This window comes from Paraprevotella sp. (genome assembly GCF_986071375.1).
In genome coordinates, this window is the sequence record NZ_CFQRNQ010000033.1 from 1 (window position 1) to 23,990 (window position 23,990).

The window sequence follows — 23,990 nt, forward strand, 5'->3', positions numbered from 1 at the left end:
GAGAAAAGCAGACGCATCGTGGGCGAAGATTCAACCGTGGCCACTCCCTCTCCCTCCGAATACTTCCGTACGGCCTGGCTGCAAGCCGACAAGGAGCACCTGCTTATCTCCGTCAGCCATACGGAAGGATACTTGTACCTCTATAATATATATACGCGCGAGTGGAAAGAAATACTTAAAGGAAAAGCCATTAATGATATTAAAAAATGCAAAGACGGCTGTTTTTGGTTAGGTGGTAACCAAACACTCATCAAACTTTCCCCACGTTTTGAACTTCTACAAGAAACCCATCGCCTGGAACTGACCGGAAACGAAACCGTAACGGACTTCATCATGTCAGTCCTCGTCGACGACCGGCAAGGACTATGGTTAGGATTGAGCAGTTCCGGAATCTTGCGGGCCGTCCCTCCCGGAAAATATATGGAATACTATATCAACGAGGAGGTGGCGCACGAGGAAGGACGGATGATTCGCAGCCTGTGTCCGTACGACGGCCGGTACTTGCTAGTCGGCACGATGGGAGGCATCTACCTGTTCGACACGGCCCGCAAAAACTACCAGGCATTCCACTCCGGATTCGGACACCTCTTTTGTACAGATATCAAAAGAGACCGGGACGGTGCATTCTGGTGCAGCACCCGGCAAGGACTATACAAAATACAGGGCAATAGGGTTGAGCGGGCAGACCAGACGCTGCTTCCGGGAATCCCGTCCGAAACGGTCCGTTTCAGTCTTCCCCTTTCCGATGGCTGCATTTTGGTTTGTATGGATTTGAAAGACCTGTATCTCTGTCAGCCGAAAAAAGGACAAGCCCTGCGTCTCAATGAAGATTTTCCGGAACTGAACCGCAGCCGTGCCATGAGCTTTGCCATAGAAATAAAACCCGGCCAACTCATCATCGGCGGACAAAACGGACTCTTCGGATATGAGATTGCCCGAAGGAAACTGCAACGCCTGGCTTGGATAGTCCCTTGGGAAAGATACAGCACGAAATACAACTGCGCATACGCCGAAGGAAGATCCGTCTGGATAGGTACGCAGAACGGATTGATATGCCATGACTTCCGCACGAAGGAAACCCTGCGGCTCAGCACGGAAAACGGCCTGCCGAACAACTGCATACAAGGCATTGCCGCCGATGCCAAGGGAGACCTGTGGGTTTCGACTTCAAACGGAATCGGGAGAATAAACCGGAATGCAGACGGCACCTTTTCCATCGCACGGTTAGACGGAAAAGACGGCGTGCAATATGGGGAAATGATGGAACAGTCCATCACCGCCATGCCGGACGGTCATGTATATGTGGGTGGACTGAACGGCATCACCGACATTCCCCCTCAGGCCACGGACTACGGACACGAAAGTCTGAGACCGACACTCGTCGGCCTGCGCGTCATGAACCACCCCATCAACAACGAAGGAACGTTCCACAACCGCCAACTGCTTCCGGAAGGGCTGTCCTACACCCGCCACCTGCACCTGAAGTACAACGAGAACTTCATCGAGATGAAATTCTCTGCCCTAAATTACGACGCGCCCCAACATACACATTACCGTTACCGGTTGGAAGGAGTGGACAAAACATGGAACCTGAGTTCGGAACCGACAGGCGTCTGCACGGCCATCTACACCTCCCTCACGCCCGGAACGTATACGCTTCAGGTACAAGCCGCCATGGGAAGCACGTCGTGGGGAACAACCGCCGAATGGCAAATCACAGTAGAGCCACCTTTGTGGAAGACTTGGTGGGCTTACGCCATTTACCTTATCGCCGCATTGACACTCCTCTACTACATCATCGAACTGTACATCGCCGACAAGCGTTCGCGCATGATGGCAGAACAAGAAAACCTGAAACGGCAGAAGGAACAGCATCTCGACGAACTTAAATTCCGCTTCTTCACCAACATTAGCCACGAACTTCGCACTCCGCTCACACTCATCATTACTCCGCTCGAGCTGCTCATCCGCAAAGCCGGTGATTCTTCCCTCAAAAACGACTTGGAAAAGATACTCGGCAACGCACGTGACTTGCTCCGGCTTGTCAACCAATTGCTCGATTTCCGCCGCCTGGAACAGAAAGGCGAACAACTAAAACTGTTGACCGTGCAAATCAAACCGTTCATCGAAGACAACGTGAACCATTTCTGCCAACTCGCTTACGAACGGCACATCGGATTGTCCTGCGAGTGTGCTTTCGGGCAGGAAGACCTGTTCCGTCTGGATGCCGAAAAGATGACACGCGTGCTGAACAACCTGCTTTCCAACGCCATGAAGTTCACCCCCGAAGGCGGTTTCATCACCGTACAAGCGGGTTGGCAGGAAAGTTCCCCGGCAGGCGAAGGCCCCAACGGCATCTGCATCACCGTCAGCGACACCGGCATAGGCATCCCGGCGGAAGACTTGAAAAACATCTTCGTGCGTTTCTACCAAAGCGAAGGCACACAAAGCCATCCCATGAATACCGGCAGCGGTATCGGACTGCACCTGGTCAAAGGTTATATGGACTTGCACAAAGGAGAAATCACGGTGGAAAGCACACCGGGAAAAGGCACGCGCTTCACGCTGCTGCTGCCTGCCCAACCACCGCAAACTTCCTCCTCCGATTCCCAAGTCGCCATCAAAAGCAAGCTTCCCGACACAGAGAAAGCATCCGAATCCCCTGTGCCCGAAGGAAACAAAGTCACCGTCTTGGTGGCCGAAGACAACGAGCAATTCCGCACGTTCATGAAAGACCTTCTCCGACAAGAATTCACCGTGCTCACCGCCGCCGACGGGCAGGAAGGACTGGCCATGGCACGGGAATATGGCCCCGATCTCATCATCAGCGACGTGATGATGCCGCACATGGACGGCTACGCTTTCTGCCGTGCGGTCAAGGACGATGTGCAATGCTGCCACATCCCGCTCATCCTGCTCACGGCTAAAAACTCTTCCGAAAGCCGGAGCGGGGCATACGAAGCCGGTGCCGACTCGTTTATCGCCAAACCATTCGACATCGACGTGTTACACAGCCGCATTCGCCAACTTCTTGAACAACGCGAGCGACGGTTGGCTTCGTTCCGTAAAGGCACGCACATCAACCCCAAGGAAATCACGATTACCAACTTGGACGAGAAACTGATACAAAAAGCTTTGGAATGTATCGAAAAGAACATGGACAACACCGGATACAACGTGGAAGCCCTCAGTGCCGACATGGGAATAGAACGCTCCTCGCTCTACCGGAAGATGCAAGCCATAGTGGGGCAGACACCCACGGATTTCATGCGTTCCATCCGGTTGAAACGCGCCGCCCAGTTGTTGGAAAGCGGCCAATACTCCGTACAGGAAATTTCATGGATGGTAGGTTTCAACACCCCGCGCTACTTCTCCTCCTACTTCAAAGAGATGTTCGGCATGACGCCGTCCGCGTATGCCGTGCGACACCGGAAGCAGCCTTCTTCAAAGGCATAAAAATAGGCATGACGAATATCAGGGCCAAGATGGAAAACAGCAGGCCGCCCGACGTTCCGATGGCGAAAGAGAACCAGAAAGCTTCCTCCTGCCCGTCTATCAAGAACGGCACCAACCCCAGAACGGTGGAAAGCGTGGTCAGGAACACCGGAATAATCTTGTGGTTGTAAGCCTTGACATACAAATTCACACGGGGCAACGCCTGCGCCTTGCAGGCCGCCACTTGGTTGTTATACTCGTTGATGATGTAAATACCCGCATTCACCACCAGTCCGCTCAGCAGGACCAACGAGGCAAAACCGCCCGTCCCGAACTTCACTCCGGAAAAGTAGAATGTCAGGAACGTGCCAATGAAGGACACCGGAATCAAAGTGATGATGACGAAAGGCAACCGGAACGACTCGAAAAGGATGGAACACATGAAGTAGATAATCAGCACGATGACCAATATCAGCCAATACTGCGTGCCTTCGTCCTGGTACCAGTTCGGCGTGTTGTTCAGGCAACGGTACCCCACCGGAAAACGGTCGTTGAACTCATCCGTCACTTCCTCTATGTATTTGGCCGTGTAGTTGTACGAACCCAACACGTTGAAAGCCACACGCAACACATACTCCTGGTTCTTTTTGGGAATGCAGTTCTTGGCCTCCCGCAGGTTCATGTCCATGAAAGGCGGAAGCCACACGTCTCCTTCGGACGTCTTGACATGGGTATGTTCCAAATCCCACACATTGAAACGGTCGGATTGCAACGAACGCAGGTAGATGTCGGTCCGGATAAACTCGTCCTCGTAACGCCCCACGTCCACTCCCGAAAGCAACTCGCGCAACGTGCCGTGCATGGCCGCCGCCGTCTGTCCGTACAAGGCAAAGTTTTGCGGTGTATAGACCATGTACAGTTCATCTTCCTGCCGTTCATGCCCCGGCGTCTCGATGATGATGTCCATCACGCGGTGGTTCTGTTTCAAACGGGCACAAATGTCCTCCGCATACCGGTACAAGGCATTATAATTGTATCCTGCAATCTCAATCCGGTTCGACCGGTACTGCAGGTTCAGCGAATTGCTGAACCCCCGCTCGCTCACGCCGTAAGTGCTCCAGTCTGCCCCTCCGATGGAAATGACCTTGCCGATGACCTTGCTCTCCAAGACATAAGGGAAAGACGTGTCGCGGTATTCATCCTTGAATTCCACGGTCAGGTTGGCCCCCCACCATTCCACGCGGCTCTCGAACCGTTTGATTTCCTTGAACCCGACCAAGAAATTTTCCAGAATCTGCACCTTCTCGTTCAATTCGTGCACGCTTCCGCCCAAAGGCATTTGGGCACGGATGTGGAGCTTCATCTCCTCTTCCTCCTTGGCATACGTGTTCTCGTCCAACGACTGCGCAAAGAGACGCATGGTCCCTCCGAACACCTTGGAGAGCGGTTCTTTCAGCTCGGTCTGGAAAAAACGGGTGCCGAACGTGGCATTATACGCCTTCTCATACCAAGGTGATTCTTCTTCCTCCTCGTTTTGGTAATATACCTTCTCCTTGTCCCACCGGTCCGGAAGGGCATGGAACGGTATACCGAAAGCCAGTACCAACAGGATATAATATATCCACTTGCGTTTCTGCGTGAAAGCGATGTACTTGCGGTAAAACCGCGTCCAAGCCATCACTCGTTTGGAACGCCCCACCCGTTTTATCGGCATGCGGCTGCTGTAATGGAACTGTTTGACCAAAGCCGGCACGAAGAACAGGGCCACGACAAGCGCCACCGTCAGGTTGATGATGATAATCCAAGAGAAATCGTACAAATCGCGTTGGATATACTCCGGCATGAAGAACACCACCACCAACGACCCTATCGTGGTGAGCAAGGCGGCCAGTATGGCCAGGAACGCCTTCCGGTTGTGGTAGTAACTGTAATGGTCCACCATCACGATGGCCGCGTCGATAATCAGTCCCAACGACACCGTGATGCCGGCCAACGAGAAAGTGTGCAGGCGCATGTCGAACACATAATAAGCCATGACGGCTATCAGGATATTGGCAGCCAACGTGATGGCGATAATCGACAGATACTTCCAGTTGCGGCGTACCAACCAGACGAATACCAACAGGATAGCCAAAGACATCAATGTGCGCGTAATCAGCTTTTCCAATTCCGACTGCTTATCCTTTGCCGCATCATGCGTCAGCGTCAGATACATGCCGTCACGCAACCGGGGTTTCAATTCCTCTATTTTCGCACGCAACTGGCGCGACAACTCTATCTCGTTGGCATCGGCATCCACAAAAATGTTCATGTAGACGGTGTTCAGCCCGTTTACACGGTAATAACTGCCAGGCAAGCGGTCACGGTATTCAAAGGTGGCCAAGTCGTTCAGATAGATAATCTTCCCGTTCACCGTCTTCAGGGGCATCTCGCCTATCTGACGGGAAAACCTCAAGGTCTTCAAGTAAAGCGTGACACGGCTTTGCTCCCCGTCTTCATCCCTGTACATCACATCGCCCACGATATCCGACTTCCCGATAAAACTTTTGATACCGTCCTCCACATCAGCCACCGTAAGGCCGTAATTGGCCACTATGAGCGGGTCGTAAGTGATTTCCATATATTTGGAAGTGCCTCCGGTCACGTCCACCCACACCACTTCTTCCCAGGCTCTCACCACCGGCTCCACGTTTTCCTTCACATATTCCTTGATTTGCTCACCGGTCAGGTTGGAGTTCACCTGATAAGTCAGCAAATGGCTCGCCGTGTTTTCTTTCGGGGCACCTTCGTCATTTACCACTTCCCCGCCCGTCAGTTCCGGATAAGAAACCTCTTCGGGCAATTTCTTCCGCACCTGCTTCAAGAGCGACGAAATCTCGAACTTCACGGCGGACACATCGGCTTCTTTCTTCAGCACGACCGTAACCCGTCCCGAACCGAAATAAGACTCCGACGAGACTTCGGCCACGCCCTTCACCGCCGAGACCAGTCCTTCTATCTTCGACGTCACCTCCTGCTCCACCACCTTGGGCGAAGCATTCCTCCATCCATAGCTTATCGTCAGCGTCTTGCCCTGACGCGGCTTGGGGGAAGAACCTACGTCTACCAAAGGAATCAGGGCTGCCCCGATAATCATCAGGATAACCATCGTGAGCAACAGGCTGAACGACGATACGCGATCCAATATGTGAGTTTTCTCTTGCATAAGCCTTATCCCCTTTTCCTATATATAAGGTAATACACCAACGGTATGAAGAACAGGCTGACCAACGTACCGGCCACCATGCCGACAATCAGGGTCAACGACAACGGGTATTGCAAGGCGGAACCCATATCGCCCCGGCTCAGGAAAGGAAGGATGGCCAGAATGGTCGTGAGCGAAGTCATGACAATGGGTCGCAAGCGGCTGTGCCCGCCGCGCCAGATAGCCGTAACGAGGGGCATCCCCTCCCGCCTCAACCGGTTCATCGTATCCACTTTCAGGATAGAGTCGTTGATAATGATACCGCTCATCACCACGATACCAATCATGGACATGATATTCAGCGACTCGCCCAACAGCCACAGGACGAGGAACACCCAGAATACATCAATCACGATTTCCGACAGGATGACCAACGGTTGCACGATGCTTTCGAACTGCGCGGCCAAGATGAAATACAGCAATGCCACAGCCACGCTCAACACCAGCACCAGTTCGCCTATCATCTCCCGGCTAGAATAATAATTGCCCGTAAACGATGCCGAATAGCGCGAGTCGGCCTTCACGAACCGTTCCGTGAAATCCACGATGCTCTCCACCGTACGGTCGTTCGCCGCAATCTTCACGGGATAATAATCCCCACCGTTTCCGGAATACAGCCGTTTGAAGTCCTCGCCCTGCGTTTCCCGTATCAGGTAGCTCAAAGGTATGTCCACTCCCTCGTCGTTGCGCACGGTGTACTGCAACAACCTACGGCTGTCCATACCGCGTTCACCGATAATGACGGGCAACGAACGGGCGCCCTCATTGATGGCATACACCTCATTTTGGCTCACCAACATCCGCAACCGGGCCTGCAAGCCGGCATACGACACATGGTACACCGCCATCTGCTCCGTGTCAGCCACGTATTGTATATTGCGTTCGGAAACGACCGGCTGTACCGCGACCTCGGGGAAACGGCGCGACAAAGTGTCCAGAAAAGCCCGGGCCTCGTGCACATCCGGACGGCCTCCACCCTGACGCTGCAAACGTATCTCCAAGTCCGCATCGTCATTGGAGAATATCAAATCGAAAATATTGCCGGATACGCCGAACTCCACCGTGCCATGCGGATAGCGTTCCGCCATGTAGTTCCTCATCTTCTCCTGCGCCTGCCGCAAGGTTTCCCCATCCTCAGCCTGAAAGTAGACCACGGCTTCGGACGTGGTAAGGTCTTCGGTATGGGACAGCACGAAATCCTGCACGCCGACCATCGCCGTAGAGGTCTGCACCAATCCGTCCACCTGCTTCAACACATCCCCCACACGGACATCGTTCTCCTCCACCGAGATACCCGCGTTCCAGTCTATTTTCATCAACGCATCGTTATGTTCCATATAAGGAAGACGTTCTTTCTCCAACCCTTTATAGATAAAGAAAATGGCCGGGATTGCCAGGCAAAAAGCCGTCACGCTCTTCACCGGATTCCGCAAGACCCATTTGACACCACATTCGTAAGGAGTATAAAAATTAAAATGAAACTTACGGTCGAGCACCTCTCCTTCCGGACATGTTTTTCTTTTCCGGTACAACACCATGAAATACACCGGAATGACCAACACCGCCACGAAAAGCGAAGCGAACAAGGCTATCGTGACACCCATCGCCTGGTCGTAAAACAAGGCACCGGCAATGCCGCTCAGAAAAATCAACGGGACAAACACCGAACAGGTGGTCAGCACCGAACTCAACATCGGGGTGAACACCTCGTTCGTTCCTTTCACGAGGGCATCCGCAAGCGGCATCCCCTGCCGCCAACGCTGCATCACGTTGTCAATGACAATGATGGAGTTGTCCACAATCATTCCCACACCGAGAATCAGCCCCGACAGGGAAATGATGTTCAAGGAGATGCCCAACAAATGGAAGCTGAGCAGCGTCACAATCAGCGTCAAGGGGATGGTGATGATAATCAATAGCGGCAACCGCCAGTCTTTCATAAAAAGGAAAAGCACCAGACAGGCCAACACCGCCCCTACGTACAGGTTCTGTCCCAAATTGTCTATGGAATACGTCAGCAGCCGGGTTTGGTCACGCGTAAGATCGAAACTGATATCCGGATATTCCTTTCTCAGGTCTTCCACCAACCCCTCGATGCTCTTCTGTAAATCTTCCATCTGCGCGTCGTTCTGTTTGATGACGGCCATCGTCACGGCATTCTTCCCGTCGTGGCGCACCAGTCCTACCCGCGATGCCAGCTTTTCTTCCACACGGCACAAATCTTTCAACTGCACCAGGCGGCCTTCGTGGTTGATATACACATTCTCTATGTCCTCCCGGTTCAGCAACTGCGAATCGAAATGGATGTTGTAACGGTACAACCCGTCCACGACGGAAAGCGCCCCGAGCGTGATATTGTTCGACTGGATGGCCTTGGACAAGGTTTCCATATCCAATCCCATCGACAAAAGTTTCGCTTCGTCCGGAATACAAATGATTTCCGCTCCCGTCGTACCGGATATATCCACCATGGCCGTCTGCGGCAACTGTTCGATGCGCTTGCTCACGATGTTCCGTGCAAATTCGCCCAGTTGGGTAAACTTCATACCGGCCTTCGGCAAACTGCCGTCTTTTCCTACCCCCTCGTTTTTCAACGACAAGTCCAGATAAAAGGCCGGGATGTCCATGGCACTGGCCTTGACCACCTTGGGACGTTCCAACTCCTTCGGCATACGGTTCATTGCCCGGTCTATCTTCTCGTTCACCTCGATGAATATCAGGTCGATATTGCTTCCCGGTTCGAACTCCATGAAGATGGAACCCGCGTCCATCCTCGATTCACTGTGGATGTCCTTCAGTCCGGCCACCTGCATCAACTGGCTGCGCAACGGAGCCACCACTTCGGCATCCACCTCGTGCACCGACGCTCCGGGATAAGACACCTGCACCGTAATCTGCGGAATGTCGATGTCCGGCATCAGCGACACCGGTATATATTTGAAAGAGATACACCCGATGGCGATCAATGCGATCAGGCACATCGTCACGGCAATGGGCCGGTGAATCAAATTGCGTACAATCATGGCGGCTTCCCTTCCTTAGTCCATCTTCTTTTCTTTCCTCTCGCGCGGGATGACCTCCGTCCCGTCGGCCAGGTTCAGGTTGCCCGACGTGATTACCACATCGCCGTCCTCTATCTTCGTCTCCTTCCGCGCATTGCCTGTCACGGCATATTGGCTGATATTGGAATACACCACATCCACGTAAGTCCACACGGCGTGTCCTTCCTCCAAGCGGAAGAGCACATGGAAACCGTCACGCATCACCACCGCGTCCTTGGGTACGACAAACATGTCCGGCACTTCCTTCTCGATGACGACCTTCACGTTCATCCCCTCCATCAACACATTGCCCCGGTTCCTGATTCTTGCGCGTATCTTCACCTGCCCCTTCTCGTCGATGGACGGATTCACCTCCGTCACCTTCCCCGTGAACTCCTCGTTTTCGTCCACGAAAGGAGACACGACGACCTTCTGCCCGATGCTCACCGACTGCAATTCGGCCTCCAAGATGCAGAACTCCACGTCGAACCAAGTGTCGTCTATCAACGTGCAGAACTTCTCCTTCGGCTGTTGGTAAAGTTTGCAGTCCATGTCGGCCACGCGCCCTGCGAAAGGAGCATAGAGGTTGCACCGCTCCAGATTGAGCCGGGCCGTCTGCAAGGCATATTCCGCCGACGTATAGCCCGAAGTCACTTTGGCCCTCTTGAGAATCGCTTCCGGCACCCCGGCCATCGTCTCGTCATATCCCTGTCCGATAAGTTTGTCCACCAGTTCCACTTCCGCCTTCTCCATCTCCTGTTCGGCCTTGGCCAGTTCCCGCCGGGCTTCACGGTCGTCCACCGAAGCCAACAACGCGCCCTTCTTCACCAAAGAGCCGTTCTTCACATGGATGGCATGCAACAACCCGGTAGCCGGCATGGCCAGTTCGCTTTTGGCCGCCGCCCTCAACTTGCCGTTGCACTTGATTTGCTTGTTGAACACCACCTTGTGCAACATCATCGTATCCACATAATTCTCGTTCAGTTTCTGCACCGCGCCCTCCATGGCCTGTTCCTTTTCTTCGTCTTGTCCGTCCGTTTCCTTGCAGCCGCACACGGCTCCCCAAACGGCCCACACCACGAGGCTTATTCCCGTAATCCGTTTCATATCTGTCTGTCGTTAATTTACCAAATCATTAAAATTCACCCCGATGTTCTCCTTGCGGATAAAATCGTACAGCGTCAACTTCTGTATGCCGTAATAGTCCGTCCAGAACTGTTGCAGTTGACTGATGTACTGGTGCTGTGCGCTTTCAAACTCCTCTTGCGCCGTGTTCAGCTCCGTCACCGTCACCGACCCGTTCTCGAACCGCTTCTTCATGATGTCGTAACGTTCGGCGGCAATGTCCTGCGCACGGAGTGAAGTCTTGCACTGTTCGGCCTGGTTGTTGAACTGCAGCACCTTCGTCCGCACGTCGTGCGCAAATTCTATGTTAGCCTGCTCTATCTGGGTCTTGGTGATTTCCACGTCCGTCTTGGCCATGCGCACCTTTCCCCGGCCCATGCCCCAGTCGTATATCGGGATGGTCATCGTAAGCCCCACCGTCTCGTAGTCTTTCAGGCGACGGTAAGCGGCAGGCAACTCATTCGCCGACTGGCTCAGGCCGAGCCGCCCGCGGAACTCCACCTGCAACCCCCTGTTGGCCTTCGCCTCGGCCAATGCCCGCTGCGACTCCAACAGGTTCAACTGTTGTTCGATCGAATGCGACGATCCCGTCCATGCCTTGTCGAGCACCTGTTCGGCGTTCATCTCGATGTCCGGCATGTAATAAGGCGGCAGCAGTTCTACGTCTTCGTAATCCACAATGCGCAAATAAGAAAACAGGCTGAACAGTTGGGTTCTCAGCGTGAGGCTCGTGCTGTTCACGCTCATCTTGGCGTTCAGCAACGAAAGTTCCATCTGCAGCACCTCGCTTTTTGTGGTCGTCCCCAAGTCCAGCCTCTTCTTGGCAATCTCGAAAAGATGTTTCCGGTCCTCATAGTCCGCCACGCTCTGGCGGTAATTTTCCTGCGCCGAAAGCACCGTAAAGAACAGGTTCGTCACGTTGATAGTGATGTCCTGCATCGTTTCCAGATAAGCCCTCTGCGCATTCTCGTATTGCAGCGGTGCCGTCTTCTTCCGCCACTTCAGGGCATTGTAAGCCCGGATGGGCTGCGTGTAGTTCAGGATAAGGGGCACCGTGTTATACGTCTGCGAATCGTAGTTGAACTGGTCCAACCGCGACAGTGACGACTGCAATGACAACGTACCGCCCAAAAACGGGATGTTCTGGTCCACGGACAAAGTCAGGTCGTTCGAAAGCGAGTTGTTGTCCACGTAAGAGATACGCCCCGTGTCCGGGTCGCGGGCCTCCACGATGGAACGGTCGAAGTTCATCACCCCGCCCGAAAGGTTCAACGAGGGCAGCAGTTCCGCCCGGTAAGAACGGTAGTTCCAATACTGTCCTAAGAAACTGTAGCGGGCCACCTGCGCCGCATACGAATCCCGTTTGGCTATTTCAATGGCTTCCGTCAACGACAGTTTACGCACCTGTTGCGCCCCTACCGGCACGACAGCCACCCACAAGCACCACAAAGCACCACGCAAATATTTTCCCATTCCGCTTTTCATGGTATACCTATTATCTTTTTGTTAACTTCTTCGCTTCGTTTTTCATCTCCCGCACCGCCGGGGAATCCACCTTCGGCCTGAAAGCAATGATTTTCCGGGCTACCTCCTCAGCCTTTTGCATTTGTCCGTCTGCTTCATAAAGCTTCATCAACCGGTAGAGCGGATACATGCGACCCGGCAACATCACGAAAGCTTTCCGGTAAGCCGATTCGGCCTCTGCCATAGCCCCCAAATCCCGGTAGTTGTTCCCCATCAGCGTGTAAAACACGGGGTCGCAACTTACCCTTGTGCCTTGGCGCAGCACCGCATTACTCTCGTTGTAACACCCGGCCTCCCGCAACGCAGTACCAAAGGTAAACAAAAAATCCGGATAAGCTTTCAAATCCTCATACTTTTTACGGTAATCTTCCAAAAATGCCACATCCTGGATGCCACGCACGCGGCGGAACTCCCCGTAAGCCTCCACGCGCCGGGCCGTATCGACCGACAGGTTCCACACGCACCAACCGCCCACGGCCACCACAGGCCATACGACCGTCCTCTTCCACCACCGCACTTCCGCCGTTCCGGCTTCGAGCGACACCGCCCAGGAGACCCACGCCACGGCCAACGACAGAAACGGCCACAAGGCGAAAGGATAAGAAAACAGGGAAGAGACCAACAAGACCAACCAACCGTAGGCTGAGACCTCACCACGCTTGCACAGCACCGCCAAGCTCCACAATCCCAACACCAAGGCCGGTACGGCCCCCAACACGCCCTGTTCCACGCCTACACCCAACACACCGTTGAAGGCATACTCCGGACTACCGGCCACCACCGATAGCGGTGAACCGGGGTGCGCTGCGAAGAAAGCCTCCTGCGCCGCACCGTAGGCCTGCGCATAGCCGCCAAGCCCGTGCCCGCAAAGCCATTCCCCGGCCCAAGCCTGTCCGGCCACCATCGTCATTAGCAGGCGTCCGTCTGCCGACCCTTGTTTCAGGAAGTAAGCCGCCACGCCTGCACACGCGGCCACGCCCATTCCCCCAAGCACCCATCGCCGATGCTTCTTCCACAGCAGGCAGGCCGCAGCCACCGCCACAGCCACCCAGGCCGCACGGCTCCACGTGGCGACCAATACGGGAAAGCAAAAAACCGCCACTGCCGCCACGCTCCAAGCCCCCACCCGGCTCCACCGGCCTCGCCCGGCAAAGGCCTCTCCATGCCTGTACCACCAGGCTACGGACACGGCCCACACCACGGCCACGAATATGGCATACGGGCCGGGATTGAAAAACGTGCCCGTCACGTCGAACAGATGATGCCGGGATGCCTCCCGCCCCACCAACTGCATGAAGCCCGTCCAAAGCTCATAGCCGCCTGCCGCACACAGTCCGACCCACCAAAGCCGGGTAAAAGCCCTTCCGCAGTAAGGGATAACCAACCGCAAGGCTACGTAAGCCACTCCCAAGGCCATGGCCTTGCCATAGACCTCCGCAGCCGGATAGGGCGACACGAACACATAATTCAGCGAAACGCAGACCCACCAAAACAAGGCCACGCCGTCCGCCCAATGCAGGCGCGGCAACCGCCGTCCCAAGCATACGGCCGTCAAGACCAAGACGGCCAAAGCCGCCACCGCCCGATAGCCCCAAACGTCCGACACGGAAGGCATCGCCTCCGTCCGCCACACGACAGGGGCACACAACGCCGCCACGGCTATAGCCGCCACGCCATACCTTATTATATATGTATATTGTTCCTTATTCATTATTCGTCAGGTTTCATATGAAAAGCTTTGTGTTTCGCTCTAAAAACAAGAAACTACCGTTTCGCCTCCAAACTTTGGTCGACCCAATCAAATAGCATCTCCTTCACCTCAGGATTTGTCAACGGACACCCCACTAGGACCACCCGATTTTCCTCGTTCAATAGGAATATATGATACTCTTTACTATTAGAAATATGAGTATTCATCCTTCTAAAAACATTTGTCGTATCTACAAATATAGGATAGCCAAATGCACTATTCCGATAGGCATACTCAAACATCCTTAACTGTTTCTTAATCGGATTAAAAATAAAAACAGTTTTCAACTTCCCATGATAACGCCTTTCTACTTCATCAATAACATCGTACCAATGGTACATATTTTTAATAAGGCAGGAAGAACAAGAAGTTGAATCCACATAAACAACCAACTTCATTGGACACCTCTCAAAAGAATAAAGCACCTCCTTTTCATTGTCTTCCATTGTATACAAATCCATTTCTGACAAATGCAAATGAGTCTCTTGCTCCTGCATCCTTCTGATTTCCCTCTTGATTCTTTCAGCATCATTACACGATGTTCCTACCACACAGGCTAAAAGAAGAAATATAATGTTTATTCCAAACTTTACCACACTCATTTTATTATATCCTTTCTAAGCCGATAAAACATTAAAATTGGATTTATTCCCTCTTCACCCTCATTTCTAACTAATACAGACTTGGCATCGTCCGACAAATGGGATGTTCCCTCTTTTATTTCTTCTTCCGTATGAGAGCCCTTGAAATAAACATCAGTCAAGCCTACAAACAAATTTTGATGGACATCATAAAACTTCGTAAGATCAAAATTAAAACGGATAACATTATCCATGTCATTTATAACTTCTTTTATAAACAAGGATTCATCCTTTTGAATATCATACAAGAACAAACCTTTAACCTCTCTTGAGGTATAAAAGTTCTGAATCAGATAATCATTGGCATGAATAGGATTCCCGTAAGTATACAATATCCCTTTCTCTTGGGCTTCCTGTTCCCCATTCACGTTCCTACTAGGCTCAAAATAAGGTGTGCCGAAATTCAAATAGTATTTCATAAACAATATGGAATCTCTTAACTGATAAATGCTTCTTTGATATATCGGAGCAAAATAAACAGAATTTGCACTATTCTCAAAATAAGGAGTTCTCGCGACAGGAATAGATTTTTCTATCCCCAAAGACGAAAAATATTTCTTCTTCACAACAAAGCTACTGTCTGTAAGTACTATACTATAATTTTCTTCTTTGTCCGTCATGGTAAAAGGAGCAAGCGCAAACAGATACCATCCATTATGCATCTGTTTAAAGCGGATGGCTCTAAAAGGCAATTGACATAAATCAACGAAATGCCCATCATGGGTGTATCTTAAAATAGCGGATTTTGCCCCATCCAACAAATACAAATAGTCTTTATCCACATCAAAATCATACAGACTTATAACCTCACCTTGTCCCCGGCCTTTTTTATAACCGTTACGAAGGAATTTTCCATTACGGTTAAAACAGCGCAAATGTTCATCCAAATCCAATACATATATCAAACTATCCGTAAGCTTGATATTAACAGGGATTGTCAAATAAGAGCCATCCGTAGCTTCTAACTCCAAATAACTCACATCGCAAATTATTTCACTTAGATTTTTTTGGGCAACCATGTGTTCTTTCATATTGATAGTAATTGTACTATCCGTCTTGGCATCAAGTTCCCACTTCTCTATATCTCCAGCGAACCTATCTTTTTTTGAACAAGAAACAAATGCCATCACTAATAAAACAGATAAAATCGTTTTCATAAAAACAAAAGGGTTACTAAGAGGGTCGATAATATCGCCCCTCTTGGATTACACATTATTTACAAATAAGATTGCACATGACTACTCGTACATTCATTCCGATTTCCACCATCATAACACCAATGGTATATTACGTAAGAATAGTTCTTACAATTCGACAGTGTTATACGAACTCCTTTGTAATACATAGACCCACTATTACATTCAGAAGTCGTTACCGGTATTTTCTCTGCGACTTCATAATTGTTAATGAAATCAAAGATTCCAGGAGGTCTTGGCCCTTCATTTTGTGCCAACACTTCTGCATTTTCCAACAACAAATCACTTTCACTCACTCCATGGTACGCATCATAAGTGCGATACCCGGTGTAGGCTGACAAGCCCAACACCACCGCGCCCACCAAGGGCGCGAAGAACTTTCTTTTTGTCATAATTTTAATTTTAAAATTATCGGTAGGAATATCCTGACCGATTTATATTGTTCCTTATTCATTGTTCGTCAGGTTTAGTCCGCAGCGTTCCCTCCGTTCACGCCCCGTCACGGGATGGTGCGACTCCACTACACGGTCCACCACGCCCACGATGTATTCTTCCGGCACGAAGCCCCAGTAGCGCGAATCCTTCGACCCGTAGGCCATATCGCCGCATACGAAATAATAATCCTTCCGGAAACGGTAGTACGACAAAGGCCGACCGCCCGACAGGCACCGCCCGCGCTCACCGTCCCATGCCAAAGTACGCCCCGTCTCCCACTCTATCGCCCGGCGGTAGATTTCCACCTTGCGCCAGTCGTCCATACGCAGGATGTCACCCCGGCGCGGCACGTACACCGGTGGGATGTCCTTGATGGTATAACCCAACACCGCCGTCTCCACCAGGATGTTGCGCATCGCGTACCAAGGTATCAGGCTGTCCGGCGTTTCCTCCAACCGCCGTTGCGCCTCCGCAAGCCCCAATGCGCCCTCATAATGGCTGTTCACCGGACGGCTGTGCACGAAGGCTATCGTGTCGCCCGGCAAGGCCACCACGCGCTTCACGTACACGTAATTCATCTTGAAGCCGATGCGACCCTTGTCATTCACCGGATAGTTGAACACCACGATGTCGTTGTAGCGCAGGCCGCGCCGCCCCCGTGTGCGGATGCTCTCCATACGCCCGTCCGAGAAGTCCAGCGACGTGTAGAGCCGCGCACCGAAGATCGTCTTGTCCACCCGTACCTTGTCGCCCGGAAGCAGCGTGGGCGACATCGAGTCCGACGGGATGACGAACGTGTCGGCCACCAAGGCACGCCAACCGTAGTGCACGACCACGCCCAACACAATGAGCAACCACACGAGGCACACGCCGCACGCCACCTTATACGCCACGCCCCATGCCGCCTTCATCGTCCGCCCTCCGTTTCTTTACGGCGCACCCAGACCATCACCGCCAGGCCCGCCAACACGCAAACGCCGTAACGCCACGGCAGGCCTGCGTCCTCCTCCATCATCTCTTCCACCGTGACCCTCCGGCCGAACCGCTCCGGACGGAACACCGGCAGGTTGCGCTTGGCACGCACGATGCCCCCGTCCACCACCACGAGACCCGCTTCGGCACGCAGCAGCGACTTCAGCGTCACCTCGTCCGTATAGAAAACGTCCATACCCACCCCGCCATCCAGGCCGGGAAGCGTCCACAGGCAGAGGGAGATGCGCCCGGCCCCGGCTTCGGCAAGAAGGCCGGACAGCTTGCGCAGGTCGTCCGCCGTAAGCGTGCGCCGCGACACCACCGCCACCAAGGGCTTTGACCCGGACACCTCCATCAAAGAATCCGTCACCTCTTCATACCTTCCGTCATACACTCCGAAACCCGGCACGGCAGGCAAAGCCGCCCCACGGCCGAAAGGCAGGAAATCCACCGGGGGAAGCCAGACCGCCGAGTAGAGGGGAACTGCCAAGGAAAAGACCGCACAGCAGGAGACCGTACGCCACCCTTTCAGGCCGCACTGGTGCTCTGCCCACACTACCCACAGATGCCAGACCGACAAAGCCCACAGCACGATGTTTTTCAGCAGCGTAGCCCCGTGCCCCAACGTGAAAGCCTCGCCGAAACAGCCGCAATCCTGCACCGACATCCCCATGGGCGAGAAGGCCAGCCAAGCCGTCAACGCGGTAAAGGCAGACATCGCCGCCACCGCACCCCAAGCCACCGCCTTGCGGAACACGCCAGAGAGCAGGAGCAATCCCATGCACAACTCCCCGGCACAGAGGCACACCGACCATGCCAAGGGATGATCAGCCACGAAGCCGCTCCAACCCCACACGCGGAAATACTCCGACAGTTTCAGCGACGTGCCGTAAGGGTCCACGCCTTTCAGCCAACCGGAGGCCACGAAGCACGCACCTAACAGCAAGGAAGGGATATGACGGATTATACGTTTCATATTATTCTCGTTTACCTAACTTTTCTTCCACGATTTGCCAGAACATTTCCTCTATCTTCTCACTTCTTGATGGATTTCCCACCAACACGACACGGTTGTCTTTGTCCAACAAGAAGGTATGGTATACGGCTTCTCTCGGAATATGGGGATTCTCTCGGATGAAGATTCCTGCCGTATCCACATGCACAGGAAGCAACGGAGCCATCGTTCTCATGGTGAAATAGAACTCTTCCAAATCTTTTTGCAACGGCATGAAAATAAAACAGAGCGACACACTCTTTCCATAGGATTCCAAATCATGAATCAGCCCGTCCCACAAGTACATTGTTTTTAACCCACAAGAAGAACATGCCACCGTATCGGAATAGACCACCAACTTAAAGTCCGTGTCATATCTCTCCTCACTGACTACCGTGTCTTTACCATTCCACATGCAACGCATCTTGTCCAAGGATAGCGAAACCGGACGGGACTGCAACTGCACGATGCCATCCTTAAAGTCTTTCTTCCCCGTACACGATACGAAGTAAAGAGCGGTCAGCAACAATAAAACACCTGTATACCTCATATATTATTTCAATTTATGGAAGAATACCACATGATTACTTTCTTCCGTCAACCCTTTATCATGAAACAAAGAAAGGCCGTACATTTCTTCTATATTCAATATGTCCAATGCCGGACGAATCGAATAAAAAGCTCCATCATAAACACCATAAGGGGCAGATATATAAGGATATTTATCAGAAAAGTTCTCATAAATCTTCATTAATAGATTCTTTCCATCTGATTCGACCTTATACACATAAGTACCGATACCATGTTTTTCCTCGAACAGTGTAAAAGTCAAATATATAGAACCATTATATTCTTCATAACTTCCTAAATACTGTACTACATTTTTATTGGATGTCTTATCATACAAATCTACCAAAGCCGCTCCTTGCTCGATTTGTTCCTTGGTATTGAACTCAAACAGACAATAAGGTTCAAATTCGGTTCTGCTTAACCTATATACGGTATAGTCAAAAGGACGAAGTACATAATACCCACCATTAAAAGTACCACTAAATGGGGTAAAGTTTTTGAAGGTTATCCCCTCATTATTCTCGAATGGGGAAAACATATTCATATCTTCCGACTTGGCATAATTGAACACCACAAAATCATACTGTTTCTCATTAGAATTTTCCGAAGAAAGAAACATCAACTTGTCATCCACTATCTCAAAATGTTGATACCAGTCATCTAAATCTATCTTATCTACAAAAGTAGCTTTCCAATCATAGACCAAAATACGCCTTTGGGCACGTGACAATATATACACCAATGAATCTTTAACACAAAAATCCTCCACAGACAAATATTCTCCGGCACCGCGTCCCAACTTATCTATCTTTGTAATGAACTTGCCATCATGCTGAAACAAAAGAATTCTTCCTTTATCTTGCACGGCTATCACGGAGGAATCAACTTTCATTTTTTCAACATTTCCTAATAAAGCATTTTCGTTTGTCTCCAACATGACATAATCATAACCGGAAAAGAAATGCTCTATACTATCTCTTTGCTGTACATCGACTGAAAAAGTCGGCACAGTACTTGAATGTTCGCTGCAAGCAAACAAAAAGAATAAAACGCAAATGAATCCTATTTTTACAAAACTAAAAAATCTCATAATATATCTTTTTTTAAGGATTGGCATTGAAAAAAGTATCAATGCCAATCCATTTAACATTTGGACGATGATGTAGATTTATATCTTCTCATATATATCAATACATTCTACCATGGTACAGCAGGTATTTCCCCCTTTTGAACAAACGACTTCTCCATCAAATTCCACATAACCATCAGCTCCCGCTTGAAGAATCGTACCACCAAGCAATTTCACTTTTCCTTTTGCTCCGACATTTACACGACATCTACTAGGGCTACGATTACAATCACAACCCATAAACTCAACAATAGCTAATGCCTCGGCATTTTACAACAACAAATCACTTTCACTCACTCCATTGTACGCATCATAAGTGCGATACCCGGCGTAGGCCGACAAGCCCAACACCACTGCGCCCATCAAAGGCGCGAAAAACTTTTTCTTCATTGTTTTTATTTTTTAATTATACCCTTTACAGATTTCGCGGCTTCACTCTCTTTTGTGCCGACCACCTGCGTGGGATTCACCGCAAAGGAAAAACAAAATTTCAGGATGGCAATGTTAACGACCGTACTTTTTCGTTACCGATTTTGTTAACGCCGTTAACGACATATTAACCTCTCATTTTCAGACATTTAGGAAATACAGTAGTACAATTTTTTCCTTGTTAACGCCATGGAAACGCCTTGGTAACGGCTCGGTAACGGTTTGGTAACACTGCGTTAACGGTATGGTAACGGAAAATTCATGCCTACGGCATGGCAAAACGGGCAGGCACAGACTTGAAGCATCCATCCAAACGTACATACACAGCAAGTTTTCAAAAATATGTTTCATCTTTCAGGAGTGTTTACAACCTACTGGAGCACAATAGATTCCGGTGAAGGAGGTACTCACCCATCCTTCAGCCGCCCTTCAGCGGCAATCACCCTCAACCGACATCCTCATCCCCCTTACGGTGAATGCCCGGTGAACCCTATAAACAAAGAAAGTTCACCTTAACATACTGTAAGCCAACAGGTATGAAGGATGCGAACGGATTTTTCCACATATATCCATGTATGGAGGGGAGAGGCATAGAAAAACAAGCAAAGGAAACAAAAACAATTACCGCAAAGCGGAAAATCAATCACAGCACAACGGTTTTCCGATTTGCGGCAAAAATAAGAGGCGGAAAAGGAACACAAAGGGCTTAAAAACCACCCTTCCCTTGCTTAGCTTTTCAAAACCAAGCATAAGTTTCCGGAAGCATCCCTGACTACATCGAACGGAGTATCCTGAAGGGCAATATGTACCTTATATTTTATGTTTCTTACCCGGGAATGACCGCTTTCCGTCCCGTCATAATACCCTTCATAGAACAAACCGTTGAGTTCCTCCGGTGATAAAACATGATTCTCCTTTCGCACCAACACGTCTAAAAACAGAGTCACACGGGGAGACAAACTGATGACAACCTGACGATAGACGAGACATCTTCCGGACTTGTCTATTTGCAAATCCTGCAAAGCGGCATCCAAGTCGGAATGCACAGACGCAGCATCCACCGGCTCCGTTTTTAAAGGACGGACTTTCAAACTCCTCAACGCCCCCACCAAGCCGACGCAGGCAATGACAAACAGGCACGCCAAGGCACCGGCACCCACGGAAAGAAGCGTGGTATGAAGTTCGTCTATGCCATCGTCCACAACCCCTATGTTACATAGTGAACGGTAATCAATATATTCATAGCATATAAAAAGTATGACAAGCAGGAAGAAAATACACGATACGCCCCATGCCAAAGCAGGAAAAAATCGTTTTAAATGACAACCTTTCATGTGTTCCATATAGTATACATTATTAATATCCTTATTACCAATATTTCTGCACGCCGTCCTTGTATTCAAACAACCGCTCGGCTTCACCACGGCTAAGGTCACGCAGCAGCAAAAGGGCATGTTTCGGGATATTCCTGAAGACGAGCGAGTCGGCTTGGGCCGTCTGCGTGCCTGCCGATTTCCATTTCCCGCCATGGCATACGAGCAATTCATACAAGTCACCCTTCCGGACAAAATTGTCCCGGTTGCGGGGCGTGTAGACAATCTTTCCTATCGCCTTCTTTTCCCCTAAGTCCAACCCGGCCCAACCGCCATAATCAAAAGGATGGTCGTAGGACGTGTCCGTATGCCCGTCGAACACGTTGAAATAGGAATGGCTTCCGTGCGCCCCTTCCTGCGGCCCGAGAATGTCGCCCTTCAAAGGCTCCGTATCAGCCCAGGACGAATAAAAACCTACTTCCGACACATTGCCGAAGCCTCCACGGGGGCCGAAATACCGCACATAACGGTAGGCTTTCGTGGAATCAGCACGCACCGCCGTGCACAAGCGGAGGGGCATATCCTGAATCCGGAACAGGGTGTCGGGATGCTCAAAGCCGGAAGACTGGCTGCCCTCGAACACGCCGCCCACCATGCGCCCGAGGAAGAACTCGCCTATCATGCTGAATTTGCTGAAGAGTACCACGTCTTCCGTGTCTTTCCCAGGTGCATAGAATTCCATCTTCGCACTGTCCACATCCACACTGAAAGGATGCGACAAGGTGACCAACTTTTTACTACCGGCATCATACGAAGCCAGACAATATACCGTACCGCCATGGCAGTCGTTGAAAACAGCCGCCTGCCCGTCGTAACGGCACCAGCCCACCGGTTTCCAATCATAGCGGTTCGACATGCAGAGATAAACCAAACTGTCCTCACCCATCTCACGGGTGAAATGTTCCTTGCCTATGGTCAGCGTATGCGACTTGTCGGTGGCATACAAACGGGTCACATCCTCGAAACAGGGAAAACGGAACTCCGGATGTACAAAATACGCGTCCGTCTGCATGGAGTCTTTCATTTGCCGGTTCAGGCTGAAACGATGGCGGAACACCTTGCCATATACATCGCCATACTTTTCGGCTTCCATCAGGCGGTGCCACCAATAGAACATGGAGAAGTACCAGGTTTTACCGTCCTGGTCTTCTATGAAATTCCAATAATGGGGCGCGTTGTTGTTCCCACGCATAGGCAATTCCTCTATGCCGCAGGGAATGCCCAAAGCCCGGCAAATGTACACCATCATGTCGCACAAATCCAAGCAGCTTCCTCCGCGCCAGTCCGCAATCTGCGGCCCTATCCTGATATTAGTCCCCATCTCGCCCGTGAAATAAAAGGGGGCACGCAACAGGCTGTCGAGCACGAGATGGGCCGCATAAGTGGGTTTCACGATGTCCGAATCGTTCTTGTTCTTCTCTATGATAGGCATGAACTGGTAATACAGTTTTTCACGCCATGGCACAAGCTCTTCATTCCCCACCCGGTAAGGCAACACGTATTCGCAAAATTGCCCGAAAGGCACATTCTTCCCCCATGGCTGCTCGCGCCAGACCTTGAATGCCCACTCTATGTTCGTCACCAAATAAGCCGGATCGATATAAATGTCTTTCTGCATGGTTATATTCCTCGCTCCGGAAAACCCACAGGTCTTGGCCGCAGAATCCAAAGCTTGCTGATAGGTGAATTTGCCCGTGCCGAACAACTCGTACGCCTTGTACACCGCCCCCATGTCACCGGAGGCGACACCCTCGTGGCAAGCCAAATTACTTATCAGGAAAAACGCGGCCTGTTGTTTCAGGGAATCCCCTTCATAAAGTTCCAACACATGCCGCAAAGCCGGATTCTTTTCCAAAGCCACCGCACACATGTCTTCTTCCGATGAAACGGATGTGCAGCTTACACTCAATGCGAATAACCCTAAAAGAGAAAGGAACAGTCTTGTTTTCATGATGTTAAAAATAGATTAATGTTTATAATGTTTAACACTTACAAAATTAACAAAACTCCATAACAAATCCAAAGAAAAGCATGAAAAAAAATGCTATTTTCACTACCTTTCATTTTGATTTATTATGATAAATCCGTTCCTTTGTATTGGCATAAACCCTAAAACAAGATTCTTATGGGCA

The 23,990-nt window shown here is 50.9% G+C and carries 14 protein-coding genes; 1 reads left to right on the plus strand and 13 read right to left on the minus strand.

Annotated features, from left to right (window positions below; translation table 11 throughout):
• Positions 1–3,456, plus strand: a 3,456-nt coding sequence (locus AC5RDV_RS12980) for a hybrid sensor histidine kinase/response regulator transcription factor (protein WP_494222164.1), incomplete at its 5' end; no start/stop codon positions are given.
• Here AC5RDV_RS12980 and AC5RDV_RS12985 read toward each other — a convergent pair.
• The 13 genes from AC5RDV_RS12985 to AC5RDV_RS13045 all read right to left on the minus strand — a co-directional run bounded on the left by AC5RDV_RS12985 (position 3,383) and on the right by AC5RDV_RS13045 (position 23,809).
• Positions 3,383–6,640: an efflux RND transporter permease subunit gene (locus AC5RDV_RS12985; protein WP_130893146.1), complete on the minus strand. Its 3,258-nt coding sequence runs from the start codon at positions 6,638–6,640 to the stop codon at positions 3,383–3,385. The two genes, AC5RDV_RS12980 and AC5RDV_RS12985, sit on opposite strands and share 74 nt — an antisense overlap.
• Before the next feature lie 5 nt (positions 6,641–6,645).
• The gene (locus tag AC5RDV_RS12990; protein ID WP_130893147.1) at positions 6,646–9,702 is read right to left on the minus strand and encodes an efflux RND transporter permease subunit; all 3,057 of its coding nucleotides are present in this window, start codon (positions 9,700–9,702) and stop codon (positions 6,646–6,648) included.
• A gap of 15 nt (positions 9,703–9,717) precedes the next feature.
• Positions 9,718–10,827, minus strand: coding sequence for an efflux RND transporter periplasmic adaptor subunit (locus tag AC5RDV_RS12995; RefSeq protein ID WP_008629602.1), 1,110 nt, complete (start codon positions 10,825–10,827; stop codon positions 9,718–9,720).
• A 12-nt stretch (positions 10,828–10,839) separates the two neighbouring features.
• Positions 10,840–12,318: a TolC family protein gene (locus tag AC5RDV_RS13000; protein ID WP_232038344.1), complete on the minus strand. Its 1,479-nt coding sequence runs from the start codon at positions 12,316–12,318 to the stop codon at positions 10,840–10,842.
• Positions 12,319–12,340: 22 nt separating this feature from the next.
• The gene (locus tag AC5RDV_RS13005; protein ID WP_282747781.1) at positions 12,341–14,080 is read right to left on the minus strand and encodes an O-antigen ligase family protein; all 1,740 of its coding nucleotides are present in this window, start codon (positions 14,078–14,080) and stop codon (positions 12,341–12,343) included.
• Between the two features lie 53 nt (positions 14,081–14,133).
• Complete coding sequence (locus AC5RDV_RS13010) at positions 14,134–14,721, minus strand: hypothetical protein (RefSeq protein WP_130893151.1); 588 nt, start codon at positions 14,719–14,721, stop codon at positions 14,134–14,136.
• Positions 14,718–15,917, minus strand: a complete 1,200-nt coding sequence (locus AC5RDV_RS13015) for a BF3164 family lipoprotein (RefSeq protein WP_130893152.1) — start codon at positions 15,915–15,917, stop codon at positions 14,718–14,720. The genes AC5RDV_RS13010 and AC5RDV_RS13015 overlap by 4 nt, the downstream gene beginning before the upstream one ends.
• A 485-nt stretch (positions 15,918–16,402) precedes the next feature.
• A complete protein-coding gene (gene lepB / locus AC5RDV_RS13020; protein WP_282747782.1) occupies positions 16,403–17,302 on the minus strand; it encodes a signal peptidase I in 900 nt (299 codons plus the stop codon).
• Entirely contained in the window at positions 17,299–18,339 is a 1,041-nt protein-coding gene (locus AC5RDV_RS13025; RefSeq protein ID WP_282747783.1) for a MauE/DoxX family redox-associated membrane protein, read from the minus strand. The genes lepB and AC5RDV_RS13025 overlap by 4 nt, the downstream gene beginning before the upstream one ends.
• A gap of 1 nt (position 18,340) precedes the next feature.
• Positions 18,341–18,907, minus strand: coding sequence for a hypothetical protein (locus AC5RDV_RS13030; protein ID WP_282747784.1), 567 nt, complete (start codon positions 18,905–18,907; stop codon positions 18,341–18,343).
• A gap of 3 nt (positions 18,908–18,910) precedes the next feature.
• Positions 18,911–20,017: a DUF4934 domain-containing protein gene (locus tag AC5RDV_RS13035; RefSeq protein WP_282747785.1), complete on the minus strand. Its 1,107-nt coding sequence runs from the start codon at positions 20,015–20,017 to the stop codon at positions 18,911–18,913.
• Between the two features lie 1,196 nt (positions 20,018–21,213).
• Complete coding sequence (locus tag AC5RDV_RS13040) at positions 21,214–21,828, minus strand: hypothetical protein (RefSeq protein ID WP_282747786.1); 615 nt, start codon at positions 21,826–21,828, stop codon at positions 21,214–21,216.
• Between the two features lie 25 nt (positions 21,829–21,853).
• Entirely contained in the window at positions 21,854–23,809 is a 1,956-nt protein-coding gene (locus tag AC5RDV_RS13045) for a hypothetical protein (protein WP_282747787.1), read from the minus strand.
• Between the last annotated feature and the right edge of the window lie 181 nt (positions 23,810–23,990).

Bases quoted from the DNA above. Each gene is read 5' to 3' on its own strand.
- AC5RDV_RS12990 (WP_130893147.1), bottom strand. From the start codon at position 9,702: ATGATTGTACGCAATTTGATTCACCGGCCCATTGCCGTGACGATGTGC.
- AC5RDV_RS13025 (WP_282747783.1), bottom strand. From the start codon at position 18,339: ATGAAACGTATAATCCGTCATATCCCTTCCTTGCTGTTAGGTGCGTGC.
- AC5RDV_RS13010 (WP_130893151.1), bottom strand. From the start codon at position 14,721: ATGAGTGTGGTAAAGTTTGGAATAAACATTATATTTCTTCTTTTAGCC.
- AC5RDV_RS13040 (WP_282747786.1), bottom strand. From the start codon at position 21,828: ATGGAACACATGAAAGGTTGTCATTTAAAACGATTTTTTCCTGCTTTG.
- AC5RDV_RS13030 (WP_282747784.1), bottom strand. From the start codon at position 18,907: ATGAGGTATACAGGTGTTTTATTGTTGCTGACCGCTCTTTACTTCGTA.
- AC5RDV_RS12985 (WP_130893146.1), bottom strand. From the start codon at position 6,640: ATGCAAGAGAAAACTCACATATTGGATCGCGTATCGTCGTTCAGCCTG.
- AC5RDV_RS13000 (WP_232038344.1), bottom strand. From the start codon at position 12,318: ATGGGAAAATATTTGCGTGGTGCTTTGTGGTGCTTGTGGGTGGCTGTC.
- AC5RDV_RS13005 (WP_282747781.1), bottom strand. From the start codon at position 14,080: ATGAATAAGGAACAATATACATATATAATAAGGTATGGCGTGGCGGCT.
- AC5RDV_RS12995 (WP_008629602.1), bottom strand. From the start codon at position 10,827: ATGAAACGGATTACGGGAATAAGCCTCGTGGTGTGGGCCGTTTGGGGA.
- AC5RDV_RS13045 (WP_282747787.1), bottom strand. From the start codon at position 23,809: ATGAAAACAAGACTGTTCCTTTCTCTTTTAGGGTTATTCGCATTGAGT.
- AC5RDV_RS13015 (WP_130893152.1), bottom strand. From the start codon at position 15,917: ATGAAAACGATTTTATCTGTTTTATTAGTGATGGCATTTGTTTCTTGT.
- AC5RDV_RS13035 (WP_282747785.1), bottom strand. From the start codon at position 20,017: ATGAGATTTTTTAGTTTTGTAAAAATAGGATTCATTTGCGTTTTATTC.
- lepB (WP_282747782.1), bottom strand. From the start codon at position 17,302: ATGAAGGCGGCATGGGGCGTGGCGTATAAGGTGGCGTGCGGCGTGTGC.